Origin of the sequence: Tabrizicola sp. (assembly GCF_051645465.1) — a bacterium.
GTDB lineage: Bacteria > Pseudomonadota > Alphaproteobacteria > Rhodobacterales > Rhodobacteraceae > Tabrizicola.
Genome location: NZ_JBOFBI010000271.1, coordinates 1 through 26,680, shown reverse-complemented (window position 1 = coordinate 26,680; position 26,680 = coordinate 1). Strand labels below are relative to the sequence as shown.

Sequence of the window (26,680 nt, the reverse complement as noted above, 5' to 3'; positions counted from 1 at the left end):
TGCGCAGAAGCGTGGTCTTGCCGCAGCCCGATGGGCCAAGAAGCGAGAAGAACTCCCCCGCCTTGATCGTGCCGTTGATGCCCCGGAGCGCATGGTAGTCGCCATAATACTTATGGACGTCCTTGAACTCGATCATGGTCGGGCGGTCGTCGGTTGCGGTCACAGGAAGCCTCCGGAAGCGTTGCCCCCCGCCTTGGCAATGCCGCGACGACGGAAGTACTCGGCCACGCCGAGCAGGATGATCGAGAAGAGAACAAGCACGGTGCCAAGCGCCAGCATCGAGGGCACTTTGGCCGGGAAGCGGAACTGGCCGAAGATGTAGACCGACAGGATCGGCTGCCCCGAGCCAAGGAAGTTCGAGATGATGAATTCGTCGAACGAGATGGTGAAGCAGATCAGGAAGCTTGCCAGGATGCCGGGCATGACCAGGGGCAGGACGATCAGCCGGAAGGTCGAGATGGCGGTTTCACCAAGGTCCATCGCCGCCTCTTCCAGCGAGCGGTCGAGCGACTGGAACGCCGAGGTCAGGATCGCCACCGCGAAGGGTGTGCAGATCAGGACCTGACCGATGATCACCGTAAAGAGCGAGAGCGGAATGCCGATCGACAGCAGCACGACGAGCAGCGCCATCGCTACGATCATCTCGGGCAGGACCAGCGGCAGCATGATCATCCCCATGATCGGCGCCTTGCCGGGGAAGTTGTAGCGCACCGAAGCGCGGGCCGCGAAGATACCGAGGATGGTGGATAGGGTCGCAACTGAAAGCGCGATGATCAGGCTGTTCTGGGCCGCATTGCGCAGGTTCTGGTCGGCCCACATTTCTCCGAACCACTGGAAGGTCAGGCCCTGCAGCGGAAAGGCCACCACCCGGCTGTCGTTGAAGGCGAAGATCGGTAGAAGCAGGATCGGGAAATAGAGGAAGAAGAGATAGAACAGCGCAAAGCTTTTCAGCCCGGGAGCCTTCTTCATTTCTGCCCCCCGATGTAGCGCTTGTTCCAAAGGACGAAGATCACGCTGACGATACCCACCATCAGCATCGAGGCCACGGCAAAGGCCGAGCCTTGCGGGTAATTCTGCAGCTTCAGGAGCTGCGTCTCGATCAGGTTGGCGATCATCGGTTCCTTGCCATCACCCACCAGTTCCGGAGTCACATAGTCGCCAACGGTCGGGATGAAGACGATCAGTGCCGCGGCGATCACCCCCGGCATCGACAGCGGCAGCGTGACGCGCAGGAAGGTGACCCAGCGGCTTTCACCCAGGTCCTGCCCGGCTTCCAGAAGGCTGCGGTCGACCTTTTCAAGACTGACAAAGATCGGCAGCACTGCAAAGGGCGCATAGGCGTGGGCCAGCACGATGATGATCGACAGGATCGAGTAGCTCGCGATGTTCAGCTGGGTATCGATGAGGCCCAAGGACATGAGCGAGCTGTCAATGATCCCGCCGTAGCCCAGGATCACGAACCAGAGGCTGACGCGGATGATGTAGCTGGTCCAGAACGGGATCGTGATCAGGAAGAGCCACAGGCTCTTGCGTTCGGGTTTCACGTGGAAGCTGACGAAATAGGCGACCGGGTAGGCCAGCATCACCGTGATGAAAGTGACGGCAAGCGCCACCATCAGCGACTTGAACATGATGTAGCCGTAGACCGACTTCGACCAGAGCTCGGAGTAGTTCTCACCGGTGACGGGCAGCGAGACGACGCCGCGCCCGCCGGTGAGGACCGAATAAAGGAGGACCGTCGCCAGCGGCACCGCAAGAAGCAGAATCACGTAGATCGCTGTCGGACTGATCAGCTTAAGGCCAGTCCTGGCCTCGGAACTTGGCGTTTGCGCCATCTTGCCCCCTGAGTGACCGAACTCGTGTCAGTCTTGTTGTTCGCTCAAGGCTAGCCGGGTTGCGCGGCGTTAGGCAAGGGGCGATGACCGCAAAACGGCATCTGCCCCTTGAAGGGGACAGAACCGGCCATTTCTTTGGGCAGAGGTCAGCCCGCCACGCGCTCGATCGCGATCGCCCGCTTCTTCAGCTCGTCGTAAAGCGTCGGAACCACGCGGATACTGCCTACGGCGACGCGCAGGGCCTCGGAAATGCGGGCTTCGGAGGGGTCGCTGGTCGCAACGCGCCAGATCATCCGGCGGGTGACACCGTCGTCATAGACGATCTCGGTTCCACCCTGACGGGTTTTGCGCCAACCAAGAAAATCCGCGCCGCCGTGCGGCGCGTGGAATGCGGATTGTAGTCCCATTTTTGGGCTCTCTTATTGCTGCTCGTCCGGGAATCCTGAGGCAGATGTGCCACTTGGGTCAACTCCCGCTGTGGGCAATTCCGCGTGAGCGAGTCTCATTTGCAACAGGTCAGGAATTCCAGCCTGCCCCGGCGTCAGTTGGCCTAGACCAGAAGGTCGCTTGGCGGCTTGGCGAGAAGCTCGGCCAGGGTGCGTATGGCGGTCTCGAATGCCGGGCGCGAGAGGTTGGCGGCGATGGCGATGCGGATCGCATTCGGGGCGCGGCCGTGGACGACGGCGTATTCGTCGGCGGAGCGGACCAGGACCCCTTTCGCCTCGGCGGTGCGAAGGAAGGTCGACGCACGCCAGCCGAGGGGCAAGCGCAGCCACACGAAGGGCACGCCGGGCTGCCAGCCAAGATCGAAGGCGCCGAGGTGGTTGACGAGGATCTTCTGCCGCTCGGCGAACTCGGCCTGCACGCGGGCGCGGATGTCGCGGGCGGCGCCGGAGCGGAAGAGGTGGAGCATGAGGTCCGCGACGGGGCGGGAGAGGGCGAAGAAGCCGTGCTGGGCGGTGAGGCGACCGGCCTCGCCCATCCCCGCCGGGCAGATCACATAGCCGAAGCGGAGCGCGGCCGAGATCGTCTTCGAGACGCTGCCGACCAGCCAGACACGCTCGGGCGCCAGCGCGCGCAACGACGGGATCGTGCTCTCCGCCACGGAATAGCAGTCGTCTTCGAGGATCTGGAGGTCGTAGGCGCGGGCGATCTCGGCAATCGCCTGCCGCCGCTTCACCGGCATGCGACCGGTCGAGGGGTTCTGCGCTTCGGTCGTCAGGCACAGGACCTGCGCGCCATGACGGCGGCAGGCGGCCTCCAGCGCTTCGGGGACGATCCCGTGCTCGTCGATCTCGACCGGCACGACTTCGGCACGGGCTGCGCGGGCGGCGTAGCGGAAGCCGGGGTAGGCCAGTTCCTCGATCAGGACCACGGGGCGTTCGCCGCGCAGGCAGCAGTCGAAGATCAGGTGGATCGCATTCTGCCCGCCATGGGTCAGCGTCACGTCTTCCGGCGCGATGGGCCCCAGGATACGGTCGCCCATCCAGCCCACGATCTCGGCCCGAAGCGCTGCCTCGCCCATCTGGCTGGTGTAGTCGAGCCACCCCTGCCCCGTCGTCCCCGCCATCTCCAGAAGTGCTGCCCGGAACGCCTCGGCCTGCCCCACCTCTGGCACCTGCGGCGGGCGGAGGTCGACAAGCCCCGTGGTGCCGCCAGTGATCCGTTCGGTATACAATGCCTGCGTCGGACCTAGGCGCGGCGATTGTGCCGCCACAAAGGTCCCGCGGCCCACCGTTGCCGCCAGAAGCCCCTCTTGCGTCGCCAGCTGATACGCCCTCGCCACCGTGCCGGGCGTCAGGTGCAGCCGCCAGGCCAGGTCGCGCACTGTAGGTAATTGAGAATTCTCGGGTAATTCGCCGCTGCGGATCGCATCACGCAAAGCCCGCGACAGGGCCAGATACTTCGGGCCGGGAAATTGACTCAAGGTAGGCGCCCAACTTGTATCAGTCACAATAATCCTCTGGCGACTCATTGTGCGGTCCGTGTAGATTGTGTCTACCAACCAATTCCTATTGCATCAATACAAATCGAAGGAGGCAAAAATGCCCCAGAGCCATATCCAGACCCTTCCCCTGCGCCGCCCGACCGGGCTTGTCGCGCGCATCACCCGGTTTGTTGTCCAGGCTTCCGCACGCCGCCGCGACCGCGCCCAGCTGGGCAATCTCGACCTTCATCTTCTGCACGATATCGGCCTCACGCGCGACGAAGCGCAGATCGAATGCGCCAAGCCCTTCTGGCAGCCCTGATCGCCCCTTTTCCCCGAGCGTTCTTCGCTCTTACCCCTGACTGGGCCGGGTCACACCGGCCCTTTTTTTGGCCTGCTCGAACCAGGGCCCTTCAAGGCCTCTTTCGCCGTCGCCGCCATGTTCCAGATCATTTCCTCGGGCGCACGCGCCCGGCCAAGGGCCATGATCGCAAGCACCGAACCGGTAAGGAAGTCAGCCGTCGCCGCAAGATCAACGTGGGCTTCAAGTTCACCGTCTGACCGGGCCTCGCGCAGCGCACCGGCGAAGAAATCCTTGATCTCCGCCAGCCGCGTATCGGCAAGCGCCTGGGTTTCCGGGCTGAGCGCCTCGCGTTCCGCAAGCGTATTGACGATCAGGCAGCCCTTTCTGTCCGGGTCTTCAGAGGCCAGCCGGGCCTGCACATCAAGCCAGTCACCTATCGCGCGCAGGCCCCTGCGGTCCTGCGGAAGGGTCGCGCGGAACTGGGCGCCATAGGCCTCGAACGCGCGGCGGAAGAGCGATTCCTTGTCGGTGAAGGTCGCATAGAGGTTCCCCGGCTTCAGGCCCGTCGCCGCGTAGATGTCCGACATCGACGTCGCCACGTAGCCCTTCTGCCAGAACACCCGCATCGCGGCGGTCACGGCATCATCGGGGTCATATGCACGAGGTCGGGCCATGTCTCACAGTATAGTGATCGATCGATCACGCATCAAGCCTCATCCGATCTTGTTTGTGATCGATTGATCATTTATTCGGAGCGAGAGGCGGATGGCCGTCTCCGCTCCGGTCGGCGCCCGACCGCTGGAACCATGAAAATGACCCGACTTGCGCCCTTTGCCGCTTTCGCGGCCGTCTTTCTGTTGGCTGGCCCCACCTTTGCCCAGGACCTCCTTCCGCCACCCCCGGATGCGCCCGGCACGGTTGCCTACAACGAATGGCTCGGCCGCAGCTTTTCAGAGGTGATGCTGAACGAAGCCGATCAGGCCAAACGGATCGAGATGCTGAACATCCTGGTGGCCGAGGACTACATCCAGCACAACCCGCTGGTGCCCGAGGGGCGGCAGGGCCTGATCGACTTCATCCCGGCGATCTACGCCTCGATGCCGGATGCGCGCTTTACGCTGCATGACGTGTTCGCGACCGAAGACCGGGTCGTCACCCGCTGGACCTGGGAAGGCACCCTGACCGGCGCCCCGCTTCTGGGCATCGAAGCAACCGGCCAGAAGCTGGAGTTCGACGCCATCGACGTCTGGACGGTGCGCGACGGCCAGCTTTACGAACACTGGGACCAGTTCGACTGGCCCCGCGCCTTTGCCCAGCTTGGCGTGCAGGGCATGCCGCAGGTCTTCTACGACCTCGCCGCCCAACCTGCCGACCGGTGATCGCGATGAAAACACTCTACATCACCCGCGTCACCGTCTCCGGCGGCCGCGACGGCACCGCCCGGTCGGATGACGGCAAGCTTGACCTGGCCCTCGCGCTGCCGGTGGACATCGGCGGTTCGGGCAACGGCACCAACCCCGAGCAGCTTTTCGCCGCCGGGTTCGGGGCCTGCTTCACCTCGTCGCTGGCGCATGCGGCGCGCGGGATGGGACTTGCGCCCTCGGGCATCGGGGTCGCGGCAGAGGTGAAGCTGACGGTCGACGACAACGGCGCGTTCGGAGTGATCCCGGCCCTGTCGGTCACCCTGTCCGGCCTGACCGATGCCGACGCCGACCGTGTGATCACCGAGGCCCGCCGCATCTGCGCCTATTCCAACGCGATGAAACAGGTGATCACGCCAGAGATTGTCAGGGCCTGACCCGTTCTCTACGTTTTCCCTGACTGGGCCGGGCAACCGGCCCATCTTCCTCATGGTGCATCAGCTCTGCGGCGCTCGGACAGGACTTCCTCCGCCACCTTTGCGCCGACAACTTCCGCGCCGGAAGTGTTCAGGTGGTTGCTGTCGCGGTAGAGGATCACCCCGTCCCGCACCATCGAACAGGCATCGTCGTCGCAGAACAGATCGCGGACCGGAACCAGCGGGATACCAAGTTTGGATGTCACATCTGCAAGGATCGGCCCATAACTGCGTTTAGCTTCGATCGAATCCGCTCTTTCGGCGGTGCAGTAGCGAAGGTTTCCTTCAAAAACCTCATACTTGCAGTTCGGCGGCTCTGACACAAACCAGGGCAGATCCCCGGCCACAAGGACCATGACGCCAAGATGCTGCAGACCGGACAGCGTGGAGCGAAGTTCGGTGCGGAACGCCACTTCATCATCGAACGCGGCAAAGCGCCTTGGCCAATGCATCGCGAAAACGACGGTCTTCAGGTTCTTATTGCGTTCGATTTCGGCATAGATGTCCTGCATTTCAGGGGCGCTGCGGAATGGGACTGTGTCCTGCAGGTAGATCACCACGACATCGTCGGGCATCGATCCAGCAATCCCGGCAAAAAGATGCTCGGCATGGGAATCGCCAACGACCGCAACCGTTGCGGGTTGGTCCGGCCGGCTTTGAAGGCACCGGGGTCTGCCCTCATACCGTAGCGTAGCCTTGAAAAGCTCATCAGGCGTGCAGGGATAGAAGCGTTCCTCAGCATCGCGAAAGAACGCGTCATTACCGATCTCGCCGGCGAACCGCTCGACCACCCTGCCCGGATAGCCGTCTTTGGCGTAGATGGCGACGGCGACCACAAAAAGCGCTGAGGCAGTCGCCGCGAAGACGGCACCGAAATGGCGCCGGTAGGGAAGGATCGTCGCCCTCGCGCCGCGGAAAGGGCGCTCGACGAACCGCCAGCTTAGCCAACCACGCCCAAGCGAAGCCAGGCAAAGGACGGACAGCAGGACAAGCCCCGGTTCCTCGGCGCTGCGTATCCGCGCAAAGGCAAAGAGCGGCTGATGATAGAGGTAAGCGCTGTAGCTGATCAGCCCAATGCCGACCGGAAAGGGATGCGACAGCATCCGCCCGGCCAATGTGTCTGCACGGCAGAACAACACGATGAGTGCGGCGCCGCATACCGGGACCAGCGCATAAAGCCCGGCAAAAGGAACACTGCGGCCATACAGGAACACGGCCCCCAGGATCAGCATCAGACCCAGAATGGCCAGCGGGCCGTTCCGAAGCTCGCTGCGCCAGACCGATACCACCGCACAAAGCGAGCCGACTCCAAGTTCCCAGAACCGAGACAGGGTGAAGAAGAAGTTCCGCCCCGGTTCCATCCTCAGGCCCGCTTCGCTCAGCGCAAGGCTGGACAGCGTCAGGATCAGCGTAACGGCAAATAGCGCCCGTAAACCGAACCGCAACGAACCCGCGACGATCAGCGGAAAAAGCAGATAGTACTGCTCCTCGACAGCCAGGCTCCAAGTATGCAGCAGGGGCAGGAGCTCGGCCGTAGGCGCGAAATAACTGACCTGGCTCATGAAATAGATGTTCGAGATAAAGACCAGAACCGAGGCCAGGCTTGCGGCGAAATCGGAAAGCTGTTCGGGCAGCAGCCACATCCACGCAAACGGGATGCAGATCAGCAGAACGCCGAACAACGCGGGCAGGATACGCCGCGCGCGACGCTCGTAGAACCTGAGCACCGAGTACTCGCCGCGTCTGATCTCGTCGATCAGGATGCCGGTGATCAGATAGCCGCTGATGACGAAGAAGACGTCAACGCCGACATAGCCGCCCGGAAATGCGCTGAACCCTGCGTGGAAAAGGATGACCGGAAGCACCGCTACTGCGCGCAGCCCGTCGATCTCCTTGCGATAGTTCAAGATACTGCCCTGCGCCGCGAATTGTTTTGCCAATATCAGATTTGAAAGCAAACAATAGCGGAAAGGCGCTTTCGAGATATCGTCACCGGCTCAGCAAAGCCAGCGTTGACTTGGAAACCGCAGTGCGCCGGGAGCGACCAATCATTAACGCTTTCGAAATCACCGACCTGCAAACCATTGATCTCAATAGGCGTGGCGGGTCTGTCCACCGTGGACAAACGAAAAGGCCCGCCAGGGGCGGGCCGTTCCGATCCATAGGGTGCGCCTCAGCGCGTAGGTTAGCGCTTCGAGAACTGGAAGCTGCGGCGGGCCTTCGGCTTGCCATACTTCTTGCGCTCGACCACACGGCTGTCGCGGGTCAGGAAGCCTGCGGCCTTCAGGGCGCCGCGCAGAGCGGGCTCATAAAGCTGGAGCGCCTTGGAAATCCCGTGCTTCACGGCACCGGCCTGGCCCGAAAGCCCGCCACCGGCAACGGTCGCATAGACGTCGAACTGGCCTTCCACGTTTGCAACGGTGAAGGGCTGCTTCAGGATCATCTGCAGCACCGGACGGGCGAAGTAGACCGCCATTTCCTTGCCGTTGACGGTCACTTTGCCCGAACCGGGCTTGACCCAGACGCGGGCGACCGCATCCTTGCGCTTGCCCGTGGCGTAGCTGCGGCCCAGCTTGTCGCGGACCGGAACCCGCGGAGCCGCTTCCACGGCGGCGGGGGCGGAACCGACGGCCGACTTCAGGTCATCGAGAGATTTGATATCGGCCATGATCACGCGCTCCGGGTGTTCTTCGGGTTCAGGACTTTCACGTCCAGAACGGTCGGCTGTTGCGCCTCATGCGGATGCGCCGCACCGGCATAGACGCGGAGGTTCGTCATCTGCTGACGGCCAAGGCGATTGCGGGTGATCATGCGCTCGACGGCCTTTTCGACGACACGCTCGGGGTGGGCGCCTTCCAGCACCTGACGCGCGGTCCGCTGCTTGATGCCGCCCGGATGGCCGGTGTGCCAGTAGTAGACCTTGTCGTCGCGCTTCTTGCCCGTCATCTGCACCTTATCGGCGTTGATGACGATGACATTGTCACCCATGTCCATGTGGGGGGTGAAGGTCGGCTTGTTCTTGCCGCGCAGGATATTGGCGACGATCGTGGCAAGGCGGCCCAGAACAACGCCCTCGGCGTCGATCAGGATCCACTTCTTCTCGATGTCCGCCGGAGTAGCGGTGAAGGTTTTCATCGTAGCTTCCCAATGAAGAAGGGGCAAAGGCGCCCCTGGAATCTCGGATGCGGGCTTATCGCTGAAGCCAGTCACCCCGTCAAGGCATTGAGACAATAATAAACTACATATAAACAATAGCTTACAATAACGGTATCATTATACCCCAACACTTCAGCTTTCATCTTTGCTCAGATATCCCCGCGCGGCGCGCAAAACCCCGAGCCGGTTGGCCGCAGGCCAGAGGCGAGACAAAAAGTCTTCGCGCCGAAGGCGCTCGATTTCCTCACCGCAGCTTCGGCGGGCGCGACGGGTCGAGCCCTGGCGCTGCAGGTGCAACCGGCACTTCCGGCGCGGGCAGATCGAACCGCAGGCCCACCCGCGTCATCGCCGCGGCGGACGCATCGGCCGACCCGAGGAACACGACGTCCAGCTCCCCCGCCTCGACCCCCGAAAACACCAGCGCCTCGCGCATCGCCCGCGCCAGCGCCGCCTCCGCACCCTCAACCGCGTCCAGAAACCCGAGCAGATGGCCGCGCCGCCCGCCACGATAGACAACCGCACATAGGACCGCGGCCGGAGCAAGGCCACCGGCTTTCGCCAGCTTCGCATCCAGAGCCGCGATCACCGCCTCGGGGACCGCGGGCGGCAGAAACTCGACCGGCAGCGCCTCGACCTCTTCGGGACCCCCATCCAGCGTTTCGGCCAGCCAGTCCATCGCCTCGGGCGGCAGAAGCATCGACGACGGCGCCACCCCGAGGTTCACCCCGAGGCCAATCCCCTGCCCTTTCAGCATCCCCGCGATCACCCGCCCTGGAAGTGCCGCATAGGGAGCGATCCCGCCGGTGAAGGCCGCCAGCCGCTCTTCCCGGTCAAAGACCAGGACCACCGGCCCCTCCTCCAGCTCGAAGACCTTTGGCTCCAGGCTCTCCCCCACCGCCTCCCGCTCCAGAAGGATCACCATCTCGCCATCCGCCAGCCGCTCGAAGAACCGCAGCCGCAGCGCCTCGTTCTCGGGGTCGGCCGAAACGGCGGCATGGGCTGCGTCGAGAAAGGTCACCAGTTCAGACATCCCTTGCCCCACTCATAGCCCGAACCTTTCGCAAAGAACCCGTGCCGCCGCCTCCGGCGTCAGTTCCGCCATGTCGAGCGTAAGGTCGTCGTCGACCCCCACATGCACCCGGCCATGCTGTGCTCGCGCCAGACCGATCTTCCGATCGCCGCGCTGTGCCTCTCGGGCCTCGATGACCTCCAGCGGCGCGACAAGCCCGACAAATACCGCGTCGAACGGTTGAAGCCGCGCGCGGCAAGCCGCTACCCGTTCCCGATCCATCACCGCATCAAAGATCAGGTCGCACCCCGCGTCGGCCAGCGCAGCGACCGCCCCGAGCATGCCGTCCAGCAACCGAGCGCCAACCGGCCCGACCTGAACCTCGACCCTGTCGTCCACCATGACATAGCTTATCCAGTCGGGGTGATCCTTAAGCTTCTCCGGCAGCATTTCCAGGAAACTGTCCATCGCGACATGCAGTAGCGGCCCTTCGCTCAGCGCCTGAACGGCGGCCGCCAGCGATGACTTGCCCACGCTTCCCACACCGTTCAGAACGATAACCCGCGTCATTCCGTCTCCATCACCTCCCGCACCCGCGCGCGCAGTACCGGCAGAAGCTCGGCCTCGAACCACGGGTTGCGCTTCAGCCACCCCGTATTCCGCCACGAGGGATGCGGCAAGGGAAAGACGCCGCGCGCGGCAGGCCCACGCCAATCGGCCACGGCCGCGGTGACGTCGCGGGCGCCGAGGTGCCAGCGGATCGCGGCACCTCCGACGAGAAGCGTCAGACGCACCGCGCCGAGGGCCGCCATCACCGGGTCCCGCCAGGTGGCCGCACAGATCGCGGGCGGCGGCAGGTCTGCCCCCTTCGCGTCGTAGCCGGGAAAGCAGAAGGCCATGGGCACGATGGCGACCCGGGTGAGGTCATAGAACTCGGCCTCGGACAGCCCCGTCCAGTCGCGCAACCGGTCGCCCGAGCGGTCCGTGAAGGGCCGCCCGCTTTCATGGACCCGCGCACCGGGGGCCTGGCCTGCGATCAGAAGCCGGGCGCCGGGCCGGAACCAGACCACCGGTCGGGGCTGATGTGCCGTCGCCGTCGCGGCGAACCGCTCGGTGCAAAGCCGGCATCCCCGGATGTCCTCTGGAAGCCCCATCGCAAAAGGCTGCCCCGCCGGACGGTGACGCGCAAGCCCCTGCCCCTGTCTTGATGGCTCAGTTCAAATGACAGCTTCGAGCCTGATGCGGATATGAATGCGCATGCAAGGCTGCCTCAGTTGAAGAATGCTCGACCCAATTCGCGATGATGCGCAAACGCCATCTCGACATCCTCGTTCGATGTCCGCCCAAGCGAAAGCGGAGGTATTTCGGCAAGCCCGAAGAAATCATGCTCGACAATGTCAGGATCGCGCGGGCCATCGAACGAGCCAGTCACCGTGCAGGCAAAGAAAAGCTTGTAGAAGTCTCTTGCATCCGGCTCGTATGGCCCTTTTGCCTTGTGGCGAACACCGATGAGCGCTTCCACATTCACCTCCAGGCAGGTCTCCTCGCGAATTTCCTTGGAGACATTCTCGGCGGGCGACAGCCCCACATCTGCGAACCCGCCGGGAAGCGACCAACGGCCGTCTGTCCGCTCCCGAACCAGTAGAACCCGGCCATCGACAAATACGGCACCCCTGACATCCACTTTCGGTGTCGCGTAGCCCTGAGCAAACGGCCCTATCAGTTCCTGAACCCGGTCGACTGGCACCGTGCCGAGGTTCGCGATCATCTCGACAGCCATTCGACCGATCTCTTGATAACGTTCAAGATTATAGCGGTCTTTGGCATAGGTCGCGCCAGTAGAAGCCAGGGCATGAAGACGCTTTGCGTATTGAAGCCAGATATCTTCCATCGCCGCCCCTCACCTGCCAATTCTACAAGTATCATCATTTTGCGGGCCACCGAACGCAACCCGTGAACGACCGATCCCTCCCGCTCAGCAGACACTCAAATAAACCCACCGCCAGCACGGCATACGCGCACGACAAGCCCTGCCGGCCAAGCCCCCATTGCGGCACGCGGCAATCCGGGGCACACCACAGTCATACCGCCCCGCTCCGAGTGCACCCCGATGTACCGCGTTTCCTCATTCGTGCCCCGTTTTGCCCAGGCGCTTCTCGGCGGCGCGGGTCTTGCGACGCTTTGGGTCAACCTGTCGCCTGCCACCTACTACGACACCATCGAATGGCGGCTTCTCGATCTCGACCTGCCCGGCTGGCTGGCGCCCCTGCCGATCAGCCTGACGCCGATGTCGATTGTCGCGAACGGGTTGATGACCCTCTTCCTTTTCTTCATCGGAAAGGAGCTTTGGGAGGCCCTGACGCTGGAACGCGGTGCCCTCAAGGGGAGGCAGGCGCTTTTGCCAGCCGGGCTGACCTTCGGAGGCCTCCTTGGGGCGGGACTGACATGGCTCGTTGTGGGCAGCCTGGTCGAGACCGCCGAGGAAGCCGGTTTCGCCACCGGCTGGCAGGTTCCGCTTGGGACGGATGTGGTCCTTTGCTATCTGGTCGGGAGACGGGTCTTCGGCCCCGGTCACCCGGCGCTGCACCTTCTGCTGCTTCTGTCGATCGCGACCGATATCCTGGCGCTTCTGATCCTTGGCCTTAGCCAGGTGGATGCCTCTGTGCGTCTTCTCTGGCTTATCCTGCCGCTTGCCGCAGCCCTGGCGACCTGGGCGCTTTTCGGACGGGACCCGCCCGCCGACGCGCCCGAACGCCAGCGGCGGCTTCGGCAGCAGCTCCTCCCCTATGTCGTCGCGGGCTGTCTTTCGTGGATCGGCGTTGCGGCCTCGGGGCTGCCGCCCGTTCTGGGCCTTCTGCCGGTCATCCCGGTGATCGCGCATGCCGACCGGAGCTTCGGGCTTTTTGCCGAAGTTGAAGAGCTCTTGCAGGATCCGCTGAACCGCCTTGTCCATGCACTGGTCTGGCCGATCACGCTGGTCCTGTTCCTCTTCGGCCTGACCCGCGGCGGGGTCGACCTCTGGGCCTTCGCGCCGACGACCGTCACGACACTTGCCGCGCTATGGCTTGGCCGGCCGTTCGGCATGCTGATCCTGGGGCTCGGCCTTGCGGCGGGGCTTGGCCTCAGGCTGCCGCACGGCATTACGTTGCGTGATATCCTGAAGATGATCGTGATCATGGCGATGGCCTTCACCGTGCCCGTTCTCAGCCTTGAAGCAGCACTTCCCGGCGGCGCGATGCAGGAAGCGGCCCGGCTTGGGCTTGCATTAAGCTTTCTGGCGGGGCCGCTGGCGCTCCTCCTTTACCGCGCGCCCTCGTTGCGCAAATCCCCGTGACCCGCACCCTCTCCCCGCCCATTCCCCGGTCCGGCCCTTTTAAGGCCGCAAACCAGATGTTAACGGTACGCCCGTACTCAGAACCCGAGGCGCCCCGCCTTCCGGGGCAAAGGCAAAGATGATCGAGTTTCGCGAAGTCTCAAAATCGTTCTGGACCGGGACCCAGCGCAAGGTCATCCTGGACCGCGCCTCGTTCCGGGTGGACCTTGGGAATTCGCTTGGCATCCTGGCGGGCAACGGTGCCGGAAAGACCACGATCATCAACATGATGGCCGGGCTGGAAAAACCCGACGAAGGCACCATCCGCAAGACCTCGCGCGTGTCGTTTCCGCTGGGCTTCATGGGCGGCGTGAACAACAAGCACTCGGCCAAGGAAAACTGCCGCTACATCGCCCGGCTTTACGGGCTTGACCCGGACTATGTCGAAAGCTTCTGCCGCTGGGTCTGCGGCTTGGGCGAATACTTCGAGATGCCGCTGGCCACCTACTCCTCCGGCATGCGGTCGCGGTTTTCGTTCTCGCTGCTCCTGTCGATCGAATTCGACATCTACCTCATCGACGAAGGCATGCCCGCCACCGCCGACGTGGAATTCAACCGCAAGGCCGGCAACATCCTGCAGGAACGGCTCAAGAAATCGACCGTCGTCATCGTCTCGCACTCTCCCAAGACGCTGGAGAAGTTCTGCCGTTCAGCCGCCGTGCTGAAGAACGGCAGGCTCTATCAGTTCGAGACCCTCGAAGAAGCGAAACGTCTTTATGACTACACCTAAGGCCGCCCGTTACAACATCCGCCCGGTCGAGCGGCCTGTTCCCGCGCCCGAACCGGCGTCGGGTGAACATCTCTTCGACAATCACGACGACGGGTTCGGCAATCTCGATTTCAAGCGGCCCGAAGACCGGCCGGCGACCGAGACCGCAGCACCTGCCACCGCCTCGGCGACGCTCCACCGCGTCCCGCGCTCGCAGGAAGATGAGGTCGCGGCCGCAATTCAGGCCATCATGGACGAAGGGCACACCAGTCGCCAGCTTCGCCGCGCCCTCCTGATCGCGCAGAAACGCGGCTTCCAGCCCCGGTCCGAGTTCGACGCCGTCCGCATTCTGCGCGATGCCGGGATCGATCCGTTCTCGCGCGCCTCGATGCTGCATATCGTGAGCCCCGAGACCGATCCGCAACCCAAGCTTGACGGGCCCGCGCCGCAAAGCCGCGAGCTGACCCGCCTTCCAGGCGATACCGTGAACCTGCCCGAGAGGACGAAACCGACCCCGCTCCCATCGACGCAGCAGCGGGCCGAAGTGAACCAGGCCGCCGAAATCCTGCGGATGCAGCAAGACATCGCGCGCCGCCGCCGCCGTCGGCTTGCGCTCCTCGCCGGCAGGCTTTTCGCCTTCGTCTTCCTGCCGACCTTCCTTGCGGGCTGGTACTTCTACGTCATCGCCACGCCGATGTTTTCGGTCCGGTCAGAGTTCGTCATCCAGCAGGCCGGGCCTGCAGGGGGCGGCGGAGCGATGGGCGGGCTCTTTTCCGGTACCGCCTTTGCCACCTCGCAGGATTCGATTGCCGTGCAGGGCTATCTGCAATCGCGTGAGGCGATGGGACGGCTGGAATCCGATCTCGGCTTCCGCGAGCATTTCCAGGACCTGAAGATCGACGCGCTGCAGCGGCTGGCCCCGGATGCAAGCCTTGAGGCCGCCTACAAGGTCTACCGGAAGTTCCTGAAGATCTCGTTCGATACCACGGAAGGCGTGATCCGGATGGACGTGATCGCCACCGACCCCCAGGTCGCGGCGCGCTGGTCCGAGCAGCTTATCTCATACGCCGAAGAACAGGTTGACCATCTGACGCAGCGCCTGCGCGCGGATCAGATGAAGGATGCGCAGGAAGGCTATGACAAGGCACAAGAAGAACTGAGCGCATCGCAGCGCCGGCTGGTCGAGCTGCAGGAGAAGTTCAAGGTCCTGTCGTCGGAAACCGAGGTCGGGCTTCTCGTCGGTCAGATCGGCAATCTTGAATCGCAGCTGACGCAGGATAAACTGTCGCTCGCCCAGATGGAAGCCAACCCCGAGCCGAACCAGGCGCGGATGGAGCCGATCAAGCAGCGGATCGCCACGCTTGAAGCGGAAATCGCCGTGCTCCGGGGCCGGATGACCGAAAAGGCGGTCGGCGAGACCAGCCTGGCCGAAGTCCAGGGCGAGCTTCTGGTGGCACAGTCGGACCTGCAGACCCGGCAGATGCTTCTGACCCAGGCGCTGCAGTCGATGGAAACCGCACGGGTCGAAGCCAACCGTCAGGTGCGCTATCTGTCGCTGTCTGTAAGCCCGATCCCGCCCGATGAGGCCGCTTTTCCCCGGGCCTTCGAGAATACCATCGTGACGATGTTGATCCTGCTTGGCATTTACCTCATGGTCTCGATGACCGCCGCGATCCTGCGGGAACAGGTCTCGTCCTGACATCAGGCTGAGGATGCGCATGAAGGAAGTCTCGATCGGCGGGCTCACCGTCGGCAACGACCGCCCGCTTCTGGTGATTGCGGGCCCGTGCCAGCTGGAAAGCCTGGATCACGCGCAGATGATCGCGGGCGAAATGGCCAGGGTGTGCGCCGCGGCGGGTGCGCAATACGTCTTCAAGGCCAGCTACGACAAGGCGAACCGCACCTCGCTTACCGGCCGCCGTGGCCTTGGGATCGAGGCGGGGCTGAAAGTGCTGGCGGCGATCCGGGCCACCGGCATCCCGGTCCTGACCGATATCCACGACATCGCCCAGGCGCGCGAGGCAGCGACGGTCGTCGACGTCATACAGATCCCCGCTTTCCTTTGCCGCCAGACCGACCTTTTACTCGCCGCGGGTGAGACGGGGGCGGTGGTGAACATCAAGAAAGGCCAGTTTCTTGCCCCTTGGGACATGGCCAATGTGGCGGCCAAGGTGGAAAGCACCGGCAACAGCCGCATCCTTCTGACCGAACGCGGGGTCAGCTTCGGCTACAACACGCTGGTGGCCGACATGCGGAGCCTGCCGATCATGGCACAGACCGGCTGGCCGGTGATCATGGACGCGACCCATTCGGTCCAGCAGCCCGGCGGCCAGGGCGACAGTTCCGGCGGCCAGCGTGAGTTTGCCCCGGTCATGGCCCGCGCAGCCGTCTCGCTTGGCATTGCAGGGGTCTTCATCGAGACGCATGAGGACCCGGACGTAGCGCCCTCGGATGGGCCCAACATGATCCCCCTCCGCGCGATGCCTGCGCTGGTGGAAAGCCTGATGGCCTTCGACCGGCTGGCGAAGGCCGATCCGATACGGGTGTGAGGGGCTGAAGCGACTGCCGTCGAATGACAGCTTTAGCGGGAGGAAGCGGACGTTCGCTACGGGTTGACGAAACGCTGCTTGGGTATGACTGCGATCGGCGTCAACTCGACCAGGAAGTCCTCGTGTCCAAGACCTGCGACCATTACGGACGTTGAAACCGGCTCTTGACCAGCCGTCAGATACTCTGTTCGAACTTTCTGGATGATGGGCAACTGCGAACGATCTGTGAAGTAGGTCGTTATCGCAACGATATCTGATAGATCGCCTCCAACTCTTCTCAGCAACTTCGAAATGTTACTGAAAATTTGGCGGGTTTGCACTTCGACGTCGCCTTTGCCGACGATCTCCTCGTTCGCTGACCAAGAAACCTGCCCAGTCAAGTGAATGACAATGCCATCCTGTTGCACTGCCCCCATCTGGAAACCGCGACCACGGGCCCGCCAAACGTCGTCGACCTCAAAACCAATTTGCATGTCTAGCCCTCCTTGACCCGTCAAGCTTAGGGGCCAACCTCATTGGCCGCTTGGGCTCCAGGCCGACATCCGAAACCCTCGACAACCGGCGCCCGCCAGGACGGGGCGCCAATCCTCCGCGATCAGGGTAAACGCCCAGTAAACGAGTATACAACCATTTGAAATAAATACACTTCTCAATTTGTCCCACCGTGGGACAACTTCAAATCGCCTGCCCGGCCGCCCAGCCCGACGACCAGGCCCACTGGAAGTTGTACCCCCCTAGCCAACCCGTCACGTCGACGACCTCGCCGATGAAGTAAAGCCCCGGCACCCCCTTCGCCTCCATCGTCCGCCCGTCCAGCGCCGCGGTATCCACGCCGCCCAGCGTGACCTCCGCCGTCCGGTAGCCCTCCGACCCGACGGGGGTCAGCCGCCACTCGCCGATTCCCGCCGCCACCCGGTCGATCGCCGCCCCCGAAAGCTCCGCCATCGGCACCGCCACGCCCGCCGCCTCTTCCAGATGCCGGGCAAGCCGTTCGGGCAGCCACCGCCCCAGCACCGTCCGCAAGGCCGCCCTGCCCTGCCCGGCCTTCGCCGCCCTAAGCTCGCCCCCAACATCGCGCCCCGGCAAGAGGTCGATCGAAATCGCCTCACCCTCACGCCAGTAGCTGGAGACCTGGAGCACCGCAGGTCCGGAAAGCCCCCGATGCGTGAAGAGAAGCGCTTCGTCAAAACCGACCCTGCCAGCGGACACCCGGCCCGGCACCGACACTCCCGCCAGCGGCCGCATCCAGGCCAGTTCGTGCTCGGCGAAGGTCAGCGGCACGAGCGCGGGCCGGGTCTCGACGATCGGAAGCCCGAAGCTTTCCGCCACCCGGTAGCCATACCCCGTCGCCCCCATCTTCGGGATCGACTTGCCCCCCGTCGCCACCACCACGGCCCGCGCGGTCTGCAGCCCGCGCGAGGTTTCAACCGCGAACCCCTCCGCCTCACGCCGCACCGCGCCGAGGGTGCAGTCAAGCCAGAGCGTCACGCCCGCGCGCTCAATATCGGCGACCAGCATCGCGATGACCTGCGTTGCCGACCCGTCACAGAAAAGCTGCCCGAGCGTCTTTTCGTGCCAGGCGATCCCGGCGGCATCGATGCGGCCGATGAAATCCCACTGCGTGAACCGCTTCAAAGCCGACAGCGCGAAGCGAGGATTCTGCGACAGAAACCGCTCCGGCGCGATCTGGAGGTTGGTGAAATTGCACCGCCCGCCGCCCGAGATCCGGATCTTCTCGCCGGGGGCCTTCGCATGGTCGATGATCAGAACCCGACGGCCCCGCCGCCCGGCCTCGATGGCCGCCATCATTCCGGCGGCCCCGGCGCCAAGGATGATCGCGTCCCAGTTCATCGCACCGTCCTACCCGCCCCGGCCACGCCCGGCAAGGCGCACCCGGCCCGGTAAAATTCCCGACTGCCCCCTTGCACGCCCCATGGCCCTTCGCTAAACACCGCCGCACGGTTGGGGCGTCGCCAAGTGGTAAGGCATCGGTTTTTGGTACCGACATACCTAGGTTCGAATCCTAGCGCCCCAGCCAACCACTTCCTTGCACTTGGACGTCTGGCGGTTGGCACCAGAATAATGCGCGTTTTCCGGCGGTTTGCTGGACACGCGGAGGACCTGAGACCACGAAAACGTGCTAACGGGCCGCTTCTGTCGCCCGCGTCTTAGAGTGCCCATTTCCAGTCTGGCGTTTGCGGAGCTGCGATGGTGGTCGCATCTCAATCCGATGGTCTGGCCGCTCAAAGGCTGGCGATAACTGCCCGCTGCTCTGCCCAGTCCATTGGTAGCGGATGGTGGAATATCCATTTCGATGTAAGACCAATCGGTTGCCGCCCCTGCAGGATCGGCCGGACGATGTCGGGTGCGAGGACGGCGTAGCAGATCGCTTGCTGCACCCGATACTTCGGGATGCCATCCTCTTTGGCGATCTCCGCGTAGGTCTTGCCTGCTTTGATCCGATCAAGCCTGGAGGCCGCCGTCGCGATATTGGCGATTAGGGTCCGATCAAGCGGTTGGGGTACATTGCCGAGGATCAGCTCCGTCTGCTCGTCCGTCGGCCAGTGAAGATTGCTCGTCATCACCCCCGTCAGTCCGGCGGCTTGAATCACGCAGCGGCGGCAGCCTCAAGCAAATCAGTGGGTCCTGACCCTAGGTCTTGGGCGCCGCGCAGGGATGCCGCACCGTGCCCAATGGCATCGAAATCAGAATTTCTGAGCAATCGGGATAAGTGTGGCGAGATCGTTCAGCGCCATCAGCCGCCGCGCCTCGATATCTGCTGCGCGCATCACTTTGGCGTTCACGGTGCTAGACACGATTGTGGTGTCATCCATGAACTTGGACCCGCCTTTGACCTTACCGTCGTTGTGTTCCTCGGCGATCAGCTTGTTGATCCGACGGGCGACGGTGTTGCCAGTGTCACAGCAGCGGAAGGAGCCATCGAAAGCGCGGCACCTCCTGCGACGATGAGGACGGTGATGGCGATTTCGGCTTGCATATCGTCGACCGCCTTCTGGTCGGCGAGCGTTTTTTCATAGTTCTTGATTGCGCCCTGGTGTGCTGCCCTTATCGTTTCCAACGGTCCCGCTATCCAGTTTACCTTTTGGCTGTTCGCTCGGACAAGCAACCTGTCAAGGAGTACGTCAGCTTTGGGTTCGGCCATGGGCGTAGTGCCTCCCTGTGCTTGAGGATGAAGCCGGATTGGATTCAGAGGCTCGACGGGAGATCGTCCGAAGTCCTTCCTGGTTTCGTACCGTCCCTGAGCAGACGGGCCGGCCAGGATCGCGTGGACCATTGCGAAGAACCGGGCGACACTTGGCCGCCCGGCATGTTATGGCAACTCGTCAGGCCGCGCGTGTCGTCGACAGATCGTAGGACGAGATCATCGGCGACTTCGGCTTGTGGTTTTCGTCGTACGGGATGTACTTCACTTCCAGCTTGGTGAAGTTCAGACGGATCGTTTCGACCGGGCGATCACCGTTGGAATCGATCGAATAGTTGGCGACCAGAGTATTGGTCAGCTTGTATTCGATGTAGGTGTCGCCCGGGTTTCCGGTTGTCACCAGATGGATCGTGGTCAGTTTGCCCGTGCGGCCGGTGCAGGCTTCGGCAAATAGCTTGGTCGAGGAGGAGTCGCTGACCTTGGTCAGAACCACTTCGCTTACCGTCGGCTCCGAGGCTTCACGGTTGGCGGTCGAGCCCGCGGCGGTGTTCATGTTCCGCGAGACATTCCAGTGAATCGACTCGATGTCCATCCAGCCCTTGTGGGTCTCGTGGGTCGCATCACCGGGAATTCCGTCAAGTTGAAGGTAGATTGGCATTTATGTCTCCGAAGGTTGGTTGTGGGAAAGACTGAACGGTCTTACTTCAAGGCACCCGCAGGAAAATTCCCGGTATCGGATGCCTCAGCTCACGTGACGCCTGCGCGGACCAACCGCTGCCACCGCAAAGGTGGCGTCCGCGTTGACGTCGACCTCGACCGCCTTTGGCACATTGCCGCCGACGAGCGAATTCAGGAAAAAATCTGCCAGACGAGGAAGAAGATCGCGTGACAGCATGGCCTCGATTGCGCGGGCGCCGGTGTCTCCGGCCTCGGCACGGTTCACGAGGGCCGAGCGCGCCGCAGCGCTGACATCGAGACGGGTGTTGTAGGTGGCTTCCAGCCGGTCGGCGATGCGCCCGATCTGCAGATCGACGATCCCCGCCAGAACCTCGTGGCTAAGCGGGAGGAACGGCAAAAGCGAGAGGCGGCCAAGGAAGGCGGGCTTGAAGCGTTCCAGCAGTTCCGGTTTCAGAAGCTCGGCCAGATCATTGCCTTTCGGCATGGTGTCGGGGTCTTCTGCAAGGGTTGCCAGCGTATCCGTGCCGGTGTTCGCGGTCATCAGGATGGTGGTGTTGCGGAAATCGACGTCGCGGCCTTCGCCGTCGCGGAGGGTTCCCTTGTCGAAGACCTGATAGAAGATGTCCTGCACACCGGGATGCGCCTTGTCGATCTCGTCCAGAAGCAGCACGCCGTAGGGCCTGCGCCGGACCGCTTCGGTCAGCACGCCGCCTTCGCCGTAGCCGACGTAGCCGGGGGGAGAGCCCATGAGGAGCGAGACTTTGTGCTCCTCCTTGAACTCGGACATGTTGATCACGGTCAGGCCTGAGGGGCCGCCGTAAAGCTCATCGGCCAGGGCGAGAGCGGTTTCCGTCTTGCCCACGCCGGAGGTGCCGATCATCAGGAACACGCCCTGCGGGCGGCGTTCGTCGCGGAGGCCCGCGCGGGCGACGCGCATCGCTTCGGCGAGTGCGTCGACGGCGTTGTCCTGGCCGAGGATGCGGGTCTTGATCCGTCCGCCAAGCTGGGAGACGGCCTCGATCTGCCCGCGCATGAGACGGCCGGTCGGGACACCTGTCCAGCGGGCGACGACAGCGGCGACGGCCTCGGCGTCGACGACGCGGTGGATCAGGGGCGCTTCGCCTGCGGCCTTGGCGAGCCTGCGCTCGGCGTCGACGAGGCGGCGGCGGGAGTCTTCCCCGGTGTCCGCTTCGAGGGCATCGGCGGCGTTGGCAAGTTCGGTCTGTTCGGCGAGTCGCTTTTCAACGGCCTGGGCCTGCGTTTCGGCGGTCTTCAGCGCCTGGTTCAGTTCCCGCAGTCGCGCGGGCAGTCCGGGTACTGCCGGTTCCAGCGCGAGGGCGTCGATTTCGACGCGGAGATGCGCGGCTTCGCGTTGATGGCGGGCCAGTTCTTCCGGGGTCGTCTCGCGGCTCATGGCAACGGCGGAGGCGGCGGTGTCGATCAGGCTGACGGCCTTGTCAGGCAGCTGGCGTTCGGGGATGTAGCGGGCGGATAGTTCGACCGCCGCGCGGACGGCGGCGTCACGGATCGGGATGCCGTGGTGCTTCTGGAAACGGGGGGCAACGGTGCGCAGCATGCGGACGGCGGTTTCGATGTCGGGCTCGTTGACCTTCACGGTCTGGAAGCGGCGGGTGAGGGCCGGGTCCTTTTCAAAGTACTTCTTGTACTCCGCCCAGGTGGTGGCCGCGATGGTGCGCAGCTCGCCCCGCGCCAGCGCGGGCTTGAGGATGTTCGCAGCGTCCCCCTGCCCCGCGCTGCCGCCCGCGCCGATGAGGGTATGGGCTTCGTCCACGAAGAGGATGATCGGCTGTTCGGAGGCCTTGACCTGATCCAGCACGCCCTTGAGGCGGCGCTCGAATTCTCCCTTCACGCCGGCGCCAGCCTGCAGAAGGCTGAGGTCCAGCGTGCAAAGCGCCACGTCGGCCAGGCGGGACGGGGCCTTGCCATCGGCGATCATCAGGGCGAAGGCCTCGACGATGGCGGTCTTGCCGACACCAGCCTCGCCGACGAGAATCGGGTTGTTCTGCCGACGGCGCATCAGGATATCGACCATCTGCCGCAGTTCGGCATCGCGGCCCACCACCGCGTCGAGCCTGCCTGCGCGAGCCTCTTCGGTGAGGTCGGTTGCGTAGGCGGCCAGGAAGTCCTCGCCTGCATGGGGCGCGGCCTTCCGCGCGGGACCGGGTGCATCTTCCGCCGTTACGGGTTGTGCAGCGGCCAGGGCTTCGAGTTCCGAGAGGTTGATCTGCAGCATGGAAGGCGCCACGCGTCGCAAGGCAGAGCGTAGATCGGTATCGCTGGCCAGCGTCAGGAACAGTACAGAAACTGTGATCTTTCTGTGGGAAAATCGCAAAGAAGCTGCGACCCACGACTCCCGGGCCAATGCAACCAGAGATTGCGACATCGAGGGCGCACCTGAGGCGCCGCGATCAGCTATTTTTACCGCTCGCTCAACCTCTGCGCGAACTGCATTCGGGTTGACCCCGCACCTCTCCAAAAGGGCCTCGCAATCGGGCATCGCAAGAAGCGCGCTTAGCCAGTGCTCGATGTCGACAGTCGGGTTGCCGTTCCTGACGGCGAGCCCCGCTGCATTCTCCAACGCCAAAGCTATCGGCGTATCAAGACGTTGGATCAACATATGCAAATCTATAATGGCCAAGATCCCACCACTTTCTTTGCAGACCAACAATCCAATCGACGCAGAGCGCTTGAAAACCTGCCTTGCGCTTCAAGGCAGCAAGGTGTTTTCATCACGTCGCCAATATGGCAAACCATAGATGGGACAAGCGCGCAAGATTGCAATTCCCGACTAGACGAAATGTGCCAACTCGCCTTCTGGTTTCACGTTGATGGTGCAGTAGCGCGTCGAGCGTATACAGCTTAAGAGCGAGTTTTCGTTGGTTTTTCTGCGGTTTTGGAGGAACTATTGAGGCATCTCCGGCTGACACCCGACCACCTGATGCGCAAGCCGATCAGCCCGGCAGCGCCAACAGGTGTGGACTTCCGTACCGTCGAGGACGGCCAGTCCAGCTATCGGATGCTTCGCGATGCACGCTCGCTGGCGCGGCGAGAGGAGCGTCGGCGGGAAGTCGCCGACCCCGGCCAGCAGAGCCTAGATCTATGCCCTGAGTGGATGACCGTGCGCGATCTGGCCCGGAAAATCCTGAGCGAGGAAAGCAAGGATACAGAAGTGCTGGTCTGGCTTGCCGAAGCAGAGACACGGATCGACGGACACGCCGGGCTGGCGCGGTCGATGGGCCTGATCGCCGATCTGGTTCGGGACTACGGCACAGCGCTTCATCCTTTGCCGGAGTCGGACGAGGACGACCAGTTCGCAGCAATTGCCGGGCTTAACGGCGTGGGCCGTGAGGGGTCGCTCATCCAGCCGCTGCGCCTGGTGTCACTGGTGCCCAAGGGATCCTACGGGCATCTGACCTTGTGGGATGTCGAGAGCGATAGAGCCGCCGACAAAGTCGAGCAGGCGGTCATTGAGGCGGGCCAGGAGGCGATGCGCGCCCACCACGCCGAGGTTTTGGCAGCCATTTCGGCAGTCCGCGAATGTGACGAGGTGCTGTCGAGTTTTGCAGGAGCGAAAGCACCGCCCTTCACTCAGATCATCGATGTTCTCGATGATACCGAACGGACCATTCGCCGACTTGCCAGGCTGGATGCCCAGCCACCTCTGGCGGCCCTTCCCGCAAGAAACGACGACACGCCTGCGCCGCACCCTGCCCCCAGCGCGGCGATGTCGGGTCAGATCGGCTCTCGCGAGCAGGCTTTCGATGAACTGCTCCGGATCGCCGCCTATTTCCGGAAGGCCGAGCCGCATTCGCCGATCAGCTACAGCATCGAGACGCTTGTCCGCCGTGGGCGGATGGACTTCCCGTCGCTGCTGGAGGAGCTGATCCCCGACGAAAGCACGCGCCAAGCCGTTATGACGACGGCAGGAATTCGGGATGCGCCGAAGCGAGAGCAAGGGGGCTCATGACCGACCGACCCTGTCACAATCCTGTTTCCCGCCCGGGCGATCACACAAGGAGCGATTTCGGACCCGTGTCCGCCCGGTCGGCTGCGACGACGACGCCTGATCTTCCCACCCATTCACTTTGCTGGAGAACCACATGGTAAGTATCCACAAAAAGCTGGAAAAAGTGCGCAAGCCTCGTGTCCACATCAAATACGATGTCGAGACGGAAGGCGCGATGGTCGAGAAGGAGCTTCCCTTTGTGGTCGGCGTCCTGGGCGACTTCTCGGGACAGCCGACCGAAGAACTCCGGCCATTCGGCGAACGGAAGTTCGTGCAGATCGACAAGGACAATTTCGATGCCGTCATGGCGCGGATGACGCCCGGGCTTAACTTCCAGGTCGAAAACACGCTCAGCGATGACGACAGCCTGCTGCGGGTGAACCTGAAGTTCGGCGGGATGGACGATTTCGAACCCGCCAAGGTCGTCGCGCAGGTGCCGGCGCTGAAGGCGCTGCTGGAAAGCCGCAATCAGCTGCGTGACCTGCTGACAAAGGCCGACCGTTCTGAAGAGCTGGAGAAGCTTCTTGAGGGCGTCCTGCAGGACAACGAGGCCGTAAGGCGGCTGGTGGACGAGCTTAAGGCCCGTGCCGCCAATGCTGGGGAGAAAGTCTGATGGCCGCAAATGTTGAAAAGAAAGTCAGTAATGATGTCTTGACGGCGGAGCGGAGCCTTCTTGATCAGGTGATCGGTGCTACCCGCCAGACCGAACCTGACCGCACGACCGAGCTTTTGCAGACGCTGACCGATGCTGCCCTGTCGGGCACGGTCACCTACAGCCGCAATCTTACGATCACCCTCACCAAGGCGATCGAGGAAATCGACGCGCGCATCTCGAAGCAGCTTGCGGCGATCATGCAGTCGAAGGAATTCGGCGCGCTGGAAGGTAGTTGGCGCGGGCTGCATCATCTGGTCATGGAGTCCAACACCAGCTCCAACCTGAAGATCAGGGTTCTGAATGCGACGAAGAAAGAGCTTGGCCGGGATCTGTCGAAGGCGGTCGAGTTCGACCAGTCGCGGCTTTTCAAAGCGATCTATGAAGACGAATTCGGAACACCGGGGGGCGAGCCTATCGGCGCGCTGATCGGCGACTATGAGTTCAACAACAGCTTTGAAGATCTGGAATGCCTTCAAAGCCTGAGCCAGGTCTCGGCTGCGGCCTTTGCCCCGTTCATCTCGGCGGCAAGCCCGAAGCTTTTCGGCTTCAACGACTACACCGAACTGTCAAAGCCCCGCGATCTTTCAAAGATCTTTGACAGCACCGAGTACGCCAAATGGCGCAGCTTCCGCCAAAGCGACGATTCCCGGTTCGTGGCGCTGACCCTGCCGCGGGTTCTTGCGCGGATGCCTTACGGCCCGAACACCCGGACGGTGGACGAGTTCGATTACGATGAAGCCGCTGCCTTCGAGGGCGACCGCATCCCGCACAACAACTATTGCTGGATGAACGCGGCCTATGTCATGGGAACCCGCCTGACGGCGGCCTTCTCTGACACCGGTTGGTGTACGGCCATCCGCGGGGCCGAAAACGGTGGGCGGGTCGATGGTCTGCCGATGCACCTTTTCTCGACGGATCAGGGCGACGTCGACATCAAGTGCCCGACCGAAATCGGCATCACCGATCGGCGCGATGCAGAACTGGCGAATATGGGATTCCTGCCGCTCTGCCACTACAAGAGCACCGACTACGCCGTGTTCTTCGGCGCCCAGACGACCCACAAACCGGCCAAATACGACCGGCCCGAAGCGACGGCAAATGCTGCGATTTCGGCCCGGCTGCCATACATCATGGCGACCTCGCGGTTCGCGCATTACCTCAAGGTGATCGGCCGCGACAAAATCGGGTCCTTCATGGAGGCGGCGGACTGCGAAGAATGGCTGAACCGCTGGATCAACAACTACGTCAACTCCAACGACACCGCGGGGCCCGAGATGCGCGCGCAATATCCGCTGCGCGATGCCCGCATAAAGGTGGAGGAGATCCCCGGCAAGCCCGGCAGCTACAACGCCGTGGCCTGGATGCGTCCGTGGCTGCAGATGGAAGAGCTGACGACATCGCTTAGAATGGTCGCGCGGATTCCCGAAAAGACCTGAAATGGGCGCCTCGACATCATAT

30 protein-coding genes and 1 tRNA gene are annotated in these 26,680 nt (G+C 63.1%); 11 read left to right on the top strand and 20 right to left on the bottom strand.

Features of this window, described 5'->3' with window-relative positions; translation table 11 throughout:
- The 5 genes from ACRCSW_RS17460 to ACRCSW_RS17440 form a co-directional block, all read right to left on the bottom strand.
- On the bottom strand, window positions 1–136 hold a 136-nt coding region (locus ACRCSW_RS17460; RefSeq protein WP_438706921.1), incomplete at its 3' end, for an ATP-binding cassette domain-containing protein.
- Between the two features lie 23 nt (window positions 137–159).
- The gene (locus ACRCSW_RS17455) at window positions 160–969 is read right to left on the bottom strand and encodes an ABC transporter permease (RefSeq protein ID WP_438706919.1); all 810 of its coding nucleotides are present in this window, start codon (window positions 967–969) and stop codon (window positions 160–162) included.
- Complete coding sequence (locus ACRCSW_RS17450; RefSeq protein ID WP_438706918.1) at window positions 966–1,835, bottom strand: ABC transporter permease; 870 nt, start codon at window positions 1,833–1,835, stop codon at window positions 966–968. Before ACRCSW_RS17450 ends, ACRCSW_RS17455 begins: the two co-directional genes overlap by 4 nt.
- Before the next feature lie 146 nt (window positions 1,836–1,981).
- Complete coding sequence (locus tag ACRCSW_RS17445; RefSeq protein ID WP_438706917.1) at window positions 1,982–2,242, bottom strand: hypothetical protein; 261 nt, start codon at window positions 2,240–2,242, stop codon at window positions 1,982–1,984.
- 143 nt (window positions 2,243–2,385) lie between these two features.
- The gene (locus ACRCSW_RS17440) at window positions 2,386–3,762 is read right to left on the bottom strand and encodes a PLP-dependent aminotransferase family protein (RefSeq protein ID WP_438706916.1); all 1,377 of its coding nucleotides are present in this window, start codon (window positions 3,760–3,762) and stop codon (window positions 2,386–2,388) included.
- A gap of 118 nt (window positions 3,763–3,880) precedes the next feature.
- On the opposite strand from ACRCSW_RS17440, the gene ACRCSW_RS17435 reads away from it, so the two are divergent.
- Window positions 3,881–4,084 carry a DUF1127 domain-containing protein gene (locus ACRCSW_RS17435; protein ID WP_438706915.1) on the top strand — a complete coding sequence of 68 codons (204 nt, stop codon included), beginning with the start codon at window positions 3,881–3,883 and terminating at the stop codon, window positions 4,082–4,084.
- Window positions 4,085–4,134: 50 nt separating this feature from the next.
- Here ACRCSW_RS17435 and ACRCSW_RS17430 read toward each other — a convergent pair whose 3' ends face one another.
- A complete protein-coding gene (locus ACRCSW_RS17430) occupies window positions 4,135–4,740 on the bottom strand; it encodes a TetR/AcrR family transcriptional regulator (RefSeq protein ID WP_438706914.1) in 606 nt (201 codons plus the stop codon).
- Between the two features lie 138 nt (window positions 4,741–4,878).
- On the opposite strand from ACRCSW_RS17430, the gene ACRCSW_RS17425 reads away from it, so the two are divergent.
- Window positions 4,879–5,445 carry an ester cyclase gene (locus tag ACRCSW_RS17425; protein WP_438706913.1) on the top strand — a complete coding sequence of 189 codons (567 nt, stop codon included), beginning with the start codon at window positions 4,879–4,881 and terminating at the stop codon, window positions 5,443–5,445.
- Between the two features lie 5 nt (window positions 5,446–5,450).
- The gene (locus ACRCSW_RS17420; protein ID WP_438706912.1) at window positions 5,451–5,864 is read left to right on the top strand and encodes an Ohr family peroxiredoxin; all 414 of its coding nucleotides are present in this window, start codon (window positions 5,451–5,453) and stop codon (window positions 5,862–5,864) included.
- Between the two features lie 50 nt (window positions 5,865–5,914).
- Here ACRCSW_RS17420 and ACRCSW_RS17415 read toward each other — a convergent pair whose 3' ends face one another.
- The 7 genes from ACRCSW_RS17415 to ACRCSW_RS17385 all read right to left on the bottom strand — a co-directional run bounded on the left by ACRCSW_RS17415 (window position 5,915) and on the right by ACRCSW_RS17385 (window position 11,959).
- A complete protein-coding gene (locus ACRCSW_RS17415) occupies window positions 5,915–7,810 on the bottom strand; it encodes an acyltransferase family protein (RefSeq protein ID WP_438706911.1) in 1,896 nt (631 codons plus the stop codon).
- A gap of 278 nt (window positions 7,811–8,088) precedes the next feature.
- Complete coding sequence (rpsI, locus tag ACRCSW_RS17410; protein ID WP_438706910.1) at window positions 8,089–8,571, bottom strand: 30S ribosomal protein S9; 483 nt, start codon at window positions 8,569–8,571, stop codon at window positions 8,089–8,091.
- 2 nt (window positions 8,572–8,573) lie between these two features.
- Window positions 8,574–9,038, bottom strand: a complete 465-nt coding sequence (gene rplM / locus ACRCSW_RS17405) for a 50S ribosomal protein L13 (RefSeq protein WP_137112580.1) — start codon at window positions 9,036–9,038, stop codon at window positions 8,574–8,576.
- Window positions 9,039–9,303: 265 nt separating this feature from the next.
- The gene (locus tag ACRCSW_RS17400; RefSeq protein WP_438706920.1) at window positions 9,304–10,077 is read right to left on the bottom strand and encodes an SseB family protein; all 774 of its coding nucleotides are present in this window, start codon (window positions 10,075–10,077) and stop codon (window positions 9,304–9,306) included.
- Between the two features lie 24 nt (window positions 10,078–10,101).
- Complete coding sequence (locus ACRCSW_RS17395) at window positions 10,102–10,638, bottom strand: chloramphenicol phosphotransferase CPT family protein (protein WP_438706909.1); 537 nt, start codon at window positions 10,636–10,638, stop codon at window positions 10,102–10,104.
- Complete coding sequence (locus ACRCSW_RS17390) at window positions 10,635–11,222, bottom strand: uracil-DNA glycosylase family protein (RefSeq protein WP_438706908.1); 588 nt, start codon at window positions 11,220–11,222, stop codon at window positions 10,635–10,637. The genes ACRCSW_RS17395 and ACRCSW_RS17390 overlap by 4 nt, the downstream gene beginning before the upstream one ends.
- Before the next feature lie 116 nt (window positions 11,223–11,338).
- On the bottom strand, window positions 11,339–11,959 hold the full coding sequence (locus ACRCSW_RS17385) for an NUDIX hydrolase (protein WP_438706907.1): 621 nt from the start codon (window positions 11,957–11,959) through the stop codon (window positions 11,339–11,341).
- Between the two features lie 219 nt (window positions 11,960–12,178).
- On the opposite strand from ACRCSW_RS17385, the gene ACRCSW_RS17380 reads away from it, so the two are divergent.
- The 4 genes from ACRCSW_RS17380 (at window position 12,179) to kdsA (ending at window position 16,699) form a co-directional block, all read left to right on the top strand.
- Complete coding sequence (locus ACRCSW_RS17380; protein ID WP_438706906.1) at window positions 12,179–13,402, top strand: Na+/H+ antiporter NhaA; 1,224 nt, start codon at window positions 12,179–12,181, stop codon at window positions 13,400–13,402.
- A gap of 118 nt (window positions 13,403–13,520) precedes the next feature.
- On the top strand, window positions 13,521–14,171 hold the full coding sequence (locus ACRCSW_RS17375) for an ABC transporter ATP-binding protein (RefSeq protein WP_438706905.1): 651 nt from the start codon (window positions 13,521–13,523) through the stop codon (window positions 14,169–14,171).
- The gene (locus tag ACRCSW_RS17370) at window positions 14,158–15,849 is read left to right on the top strand and encodes a capsule biosynthesis protein (RefSeq protein ID WP_438706904.1); all 1,692 of its coding nucleotides are present in this window, start codon (window positions 14,158–14,160) and stop codon (window positions 15,847–15,849) included. The genes ACRCSW_RS17375 and ACRCSW_RS17370 overlap by 14 nt, the downstream gene beginning before the upstream one ends.
- A 19-nt stretch (window positions 15,850–15,868) precedes the next feature.
- Entirely contained in the window at window positions 15,869–16,699 is an 831-nt protein-coding gene (kdsA, locus tag ACRCSW_RS17365; protein WP_438706903.1) for a 3-deoxy-8-phosphooctulonate synthase, read from the top strand.
- A gap of 56 nt (window positions 16,700–16,755) precedes the next feature.
- Here kdsA and ACRCSW_RS17360 read toward each other — a convergent pair whose 3' ends face one another.
- Window positions 16,756–17,172, bottom strand: a complete 417-nt coding sequence (locus ACRCSW_RS17360; protein ID WP_438706902.1) for a RidA family protein — start codon at window positions 17,170–17,172, stop codon at window positions 16,756–16,758.
- A gap of 202 nt (window positions 17,173–17,374) precedes the next feature.
- Window positions 17,375–18,550 carry an NAD(P)/FAD-dependent oxidoreductase gene (locus tag ACRCSW_RS17355; protein ID WP_438706901.1) on the bottom strand — a complete coding sequence of 392 codons (1,176 nt, stop codon included), beginning with the start codon at window positions 18,548–18,550 and terminating at the stop codon, window positions 17,375–17,377.
- A gap of 112 nt (window positions 18,551–18,662) precedes the next feature.
- On the opposite strand from ACRCSW_RS17355, the gene ACRCSW_RS17350 reads away from it, so the two are divergent.
- Window positions 18,663–18,737: transfer RNA gene (locus ACRCSW_RS17350), tRNA-Gln, on the top strand.
- 205 nt (window positions 18,738–18,942) lie between these two features.
- Here the strand turns inward: ACRCSW_RS17350 and ACRCSW_RS17345 are convergent.
- The 5 genes from ACRCSW_RS17345 to tssH all read right to left on the bottom strand — a co-directional run bounded on the left by ACRCSW_RS17345 (window position 18,943) and on the right by tssH (window position 23,178).
- A complete protein-coding gene (locus ACRCSW_RS17345) occupies window positions 18,943–19,281 on the bottom strand; it encodes a hypothetical protein (RefSeq protein ID WP_438706900.1) in 339 nt (112 codons plus the stop codon).
- 123 nt (window positions 19,282–19,404) lie between these two features.
- Window positions 19,405–19,533 carry a hypothetical protein gene (locus ACRCSW_RS17340; protein WP_438706899.1) on the bottom strand — a complete coding sequence of 43 codons (129 nt, stop codon included), beginning with the start codon at window positions 19,531–19,533 and terminating at the stop codon, window positions 19,405–19,407.
- Window positions 19,534–19,580: 47 nt separating this feature from the next.
- Complete coding sequence (locus tag ACRCSW_RS17335; protein ID WP_438706898.1) at window positions 19,581–19,862, bottom strand: hypothetical protein; 282 nt, start codon at window positions 19,860–19,862, stop codon at window positions 19,581–19,583.
- Window positions 19,863–20,043: 181 nt separating this feature from the next.
- Window positions 20,044–20,520: an Hcp family type VI secretion system effector gene (locus tag ACRCSW_RS17330; RefSeq protein WP_438706897.1), complete on the bottom strand. Its 477-nt coding sequence runs from the start codon at window positions 20,518–20,520 to the stop codon at window positions 20,044–20,046.
- An 84-nt stretch (window positions 20,521–20,604) separates the two neighbouring features.
- Window positions 20,605–23,178 (bottom strand): type VI secretion system ATPase TssH, encoded by a 2,574-nt coding sequence (gene tssH / locus ACRCSW_RS17325; RefSeq protein ID WP_438706896.1) that lies wholly within the window; start codon window positions 23,176–23,178, stop codon window positions 20,605–20,607.
- Window positions 23,179–23,466: 288 nt separating this feature from the next.
- Between tssH and ACRCSW_RS17320 the strand changes: the two genes are divergently transcribed.
- From ACRCSW_RS17320 to tssC, 3 genes are all read left to right on the top strand, one after another.
- A complete protein-coding gene (locus ACRCSW_RS17320) occupies window positions 23,467–24,528 on the top strand; it encodes an ImpA family type VI secretion system protein (RefSeq protein ID WP_438706895.1) in 1,062 nt (353 codons plus the stop codon).
- A 133-nt stretch (window positions 24,529–24,661) separates the two neighbouring features.
- A complete protein-coding gene (gene tssB, locus ACRCSW_RS17315) occupies window positions 24,662–25,180 on the top strand; it encodes a type VI secretion system contractile sheath small subunit (RefSeq protein WP_438706894.1) in 519 nt (172 codons plus the stop codon).
- Entirely contained in the window at window positions 25,180–26,658 is a 1,479-nt protein-coding gene (gene tssC / locus ACRCSW_RS17310; RefSeq protein WP_438706893.1) for a type VI secretion system contractile sheath large subunit, read from the top strand. Before tssB ends, tssC begins: the two co-directional genes overlap by 1 nt.
- Window positions 26,659–26,680: the final 22 nt, after the last annotated feature.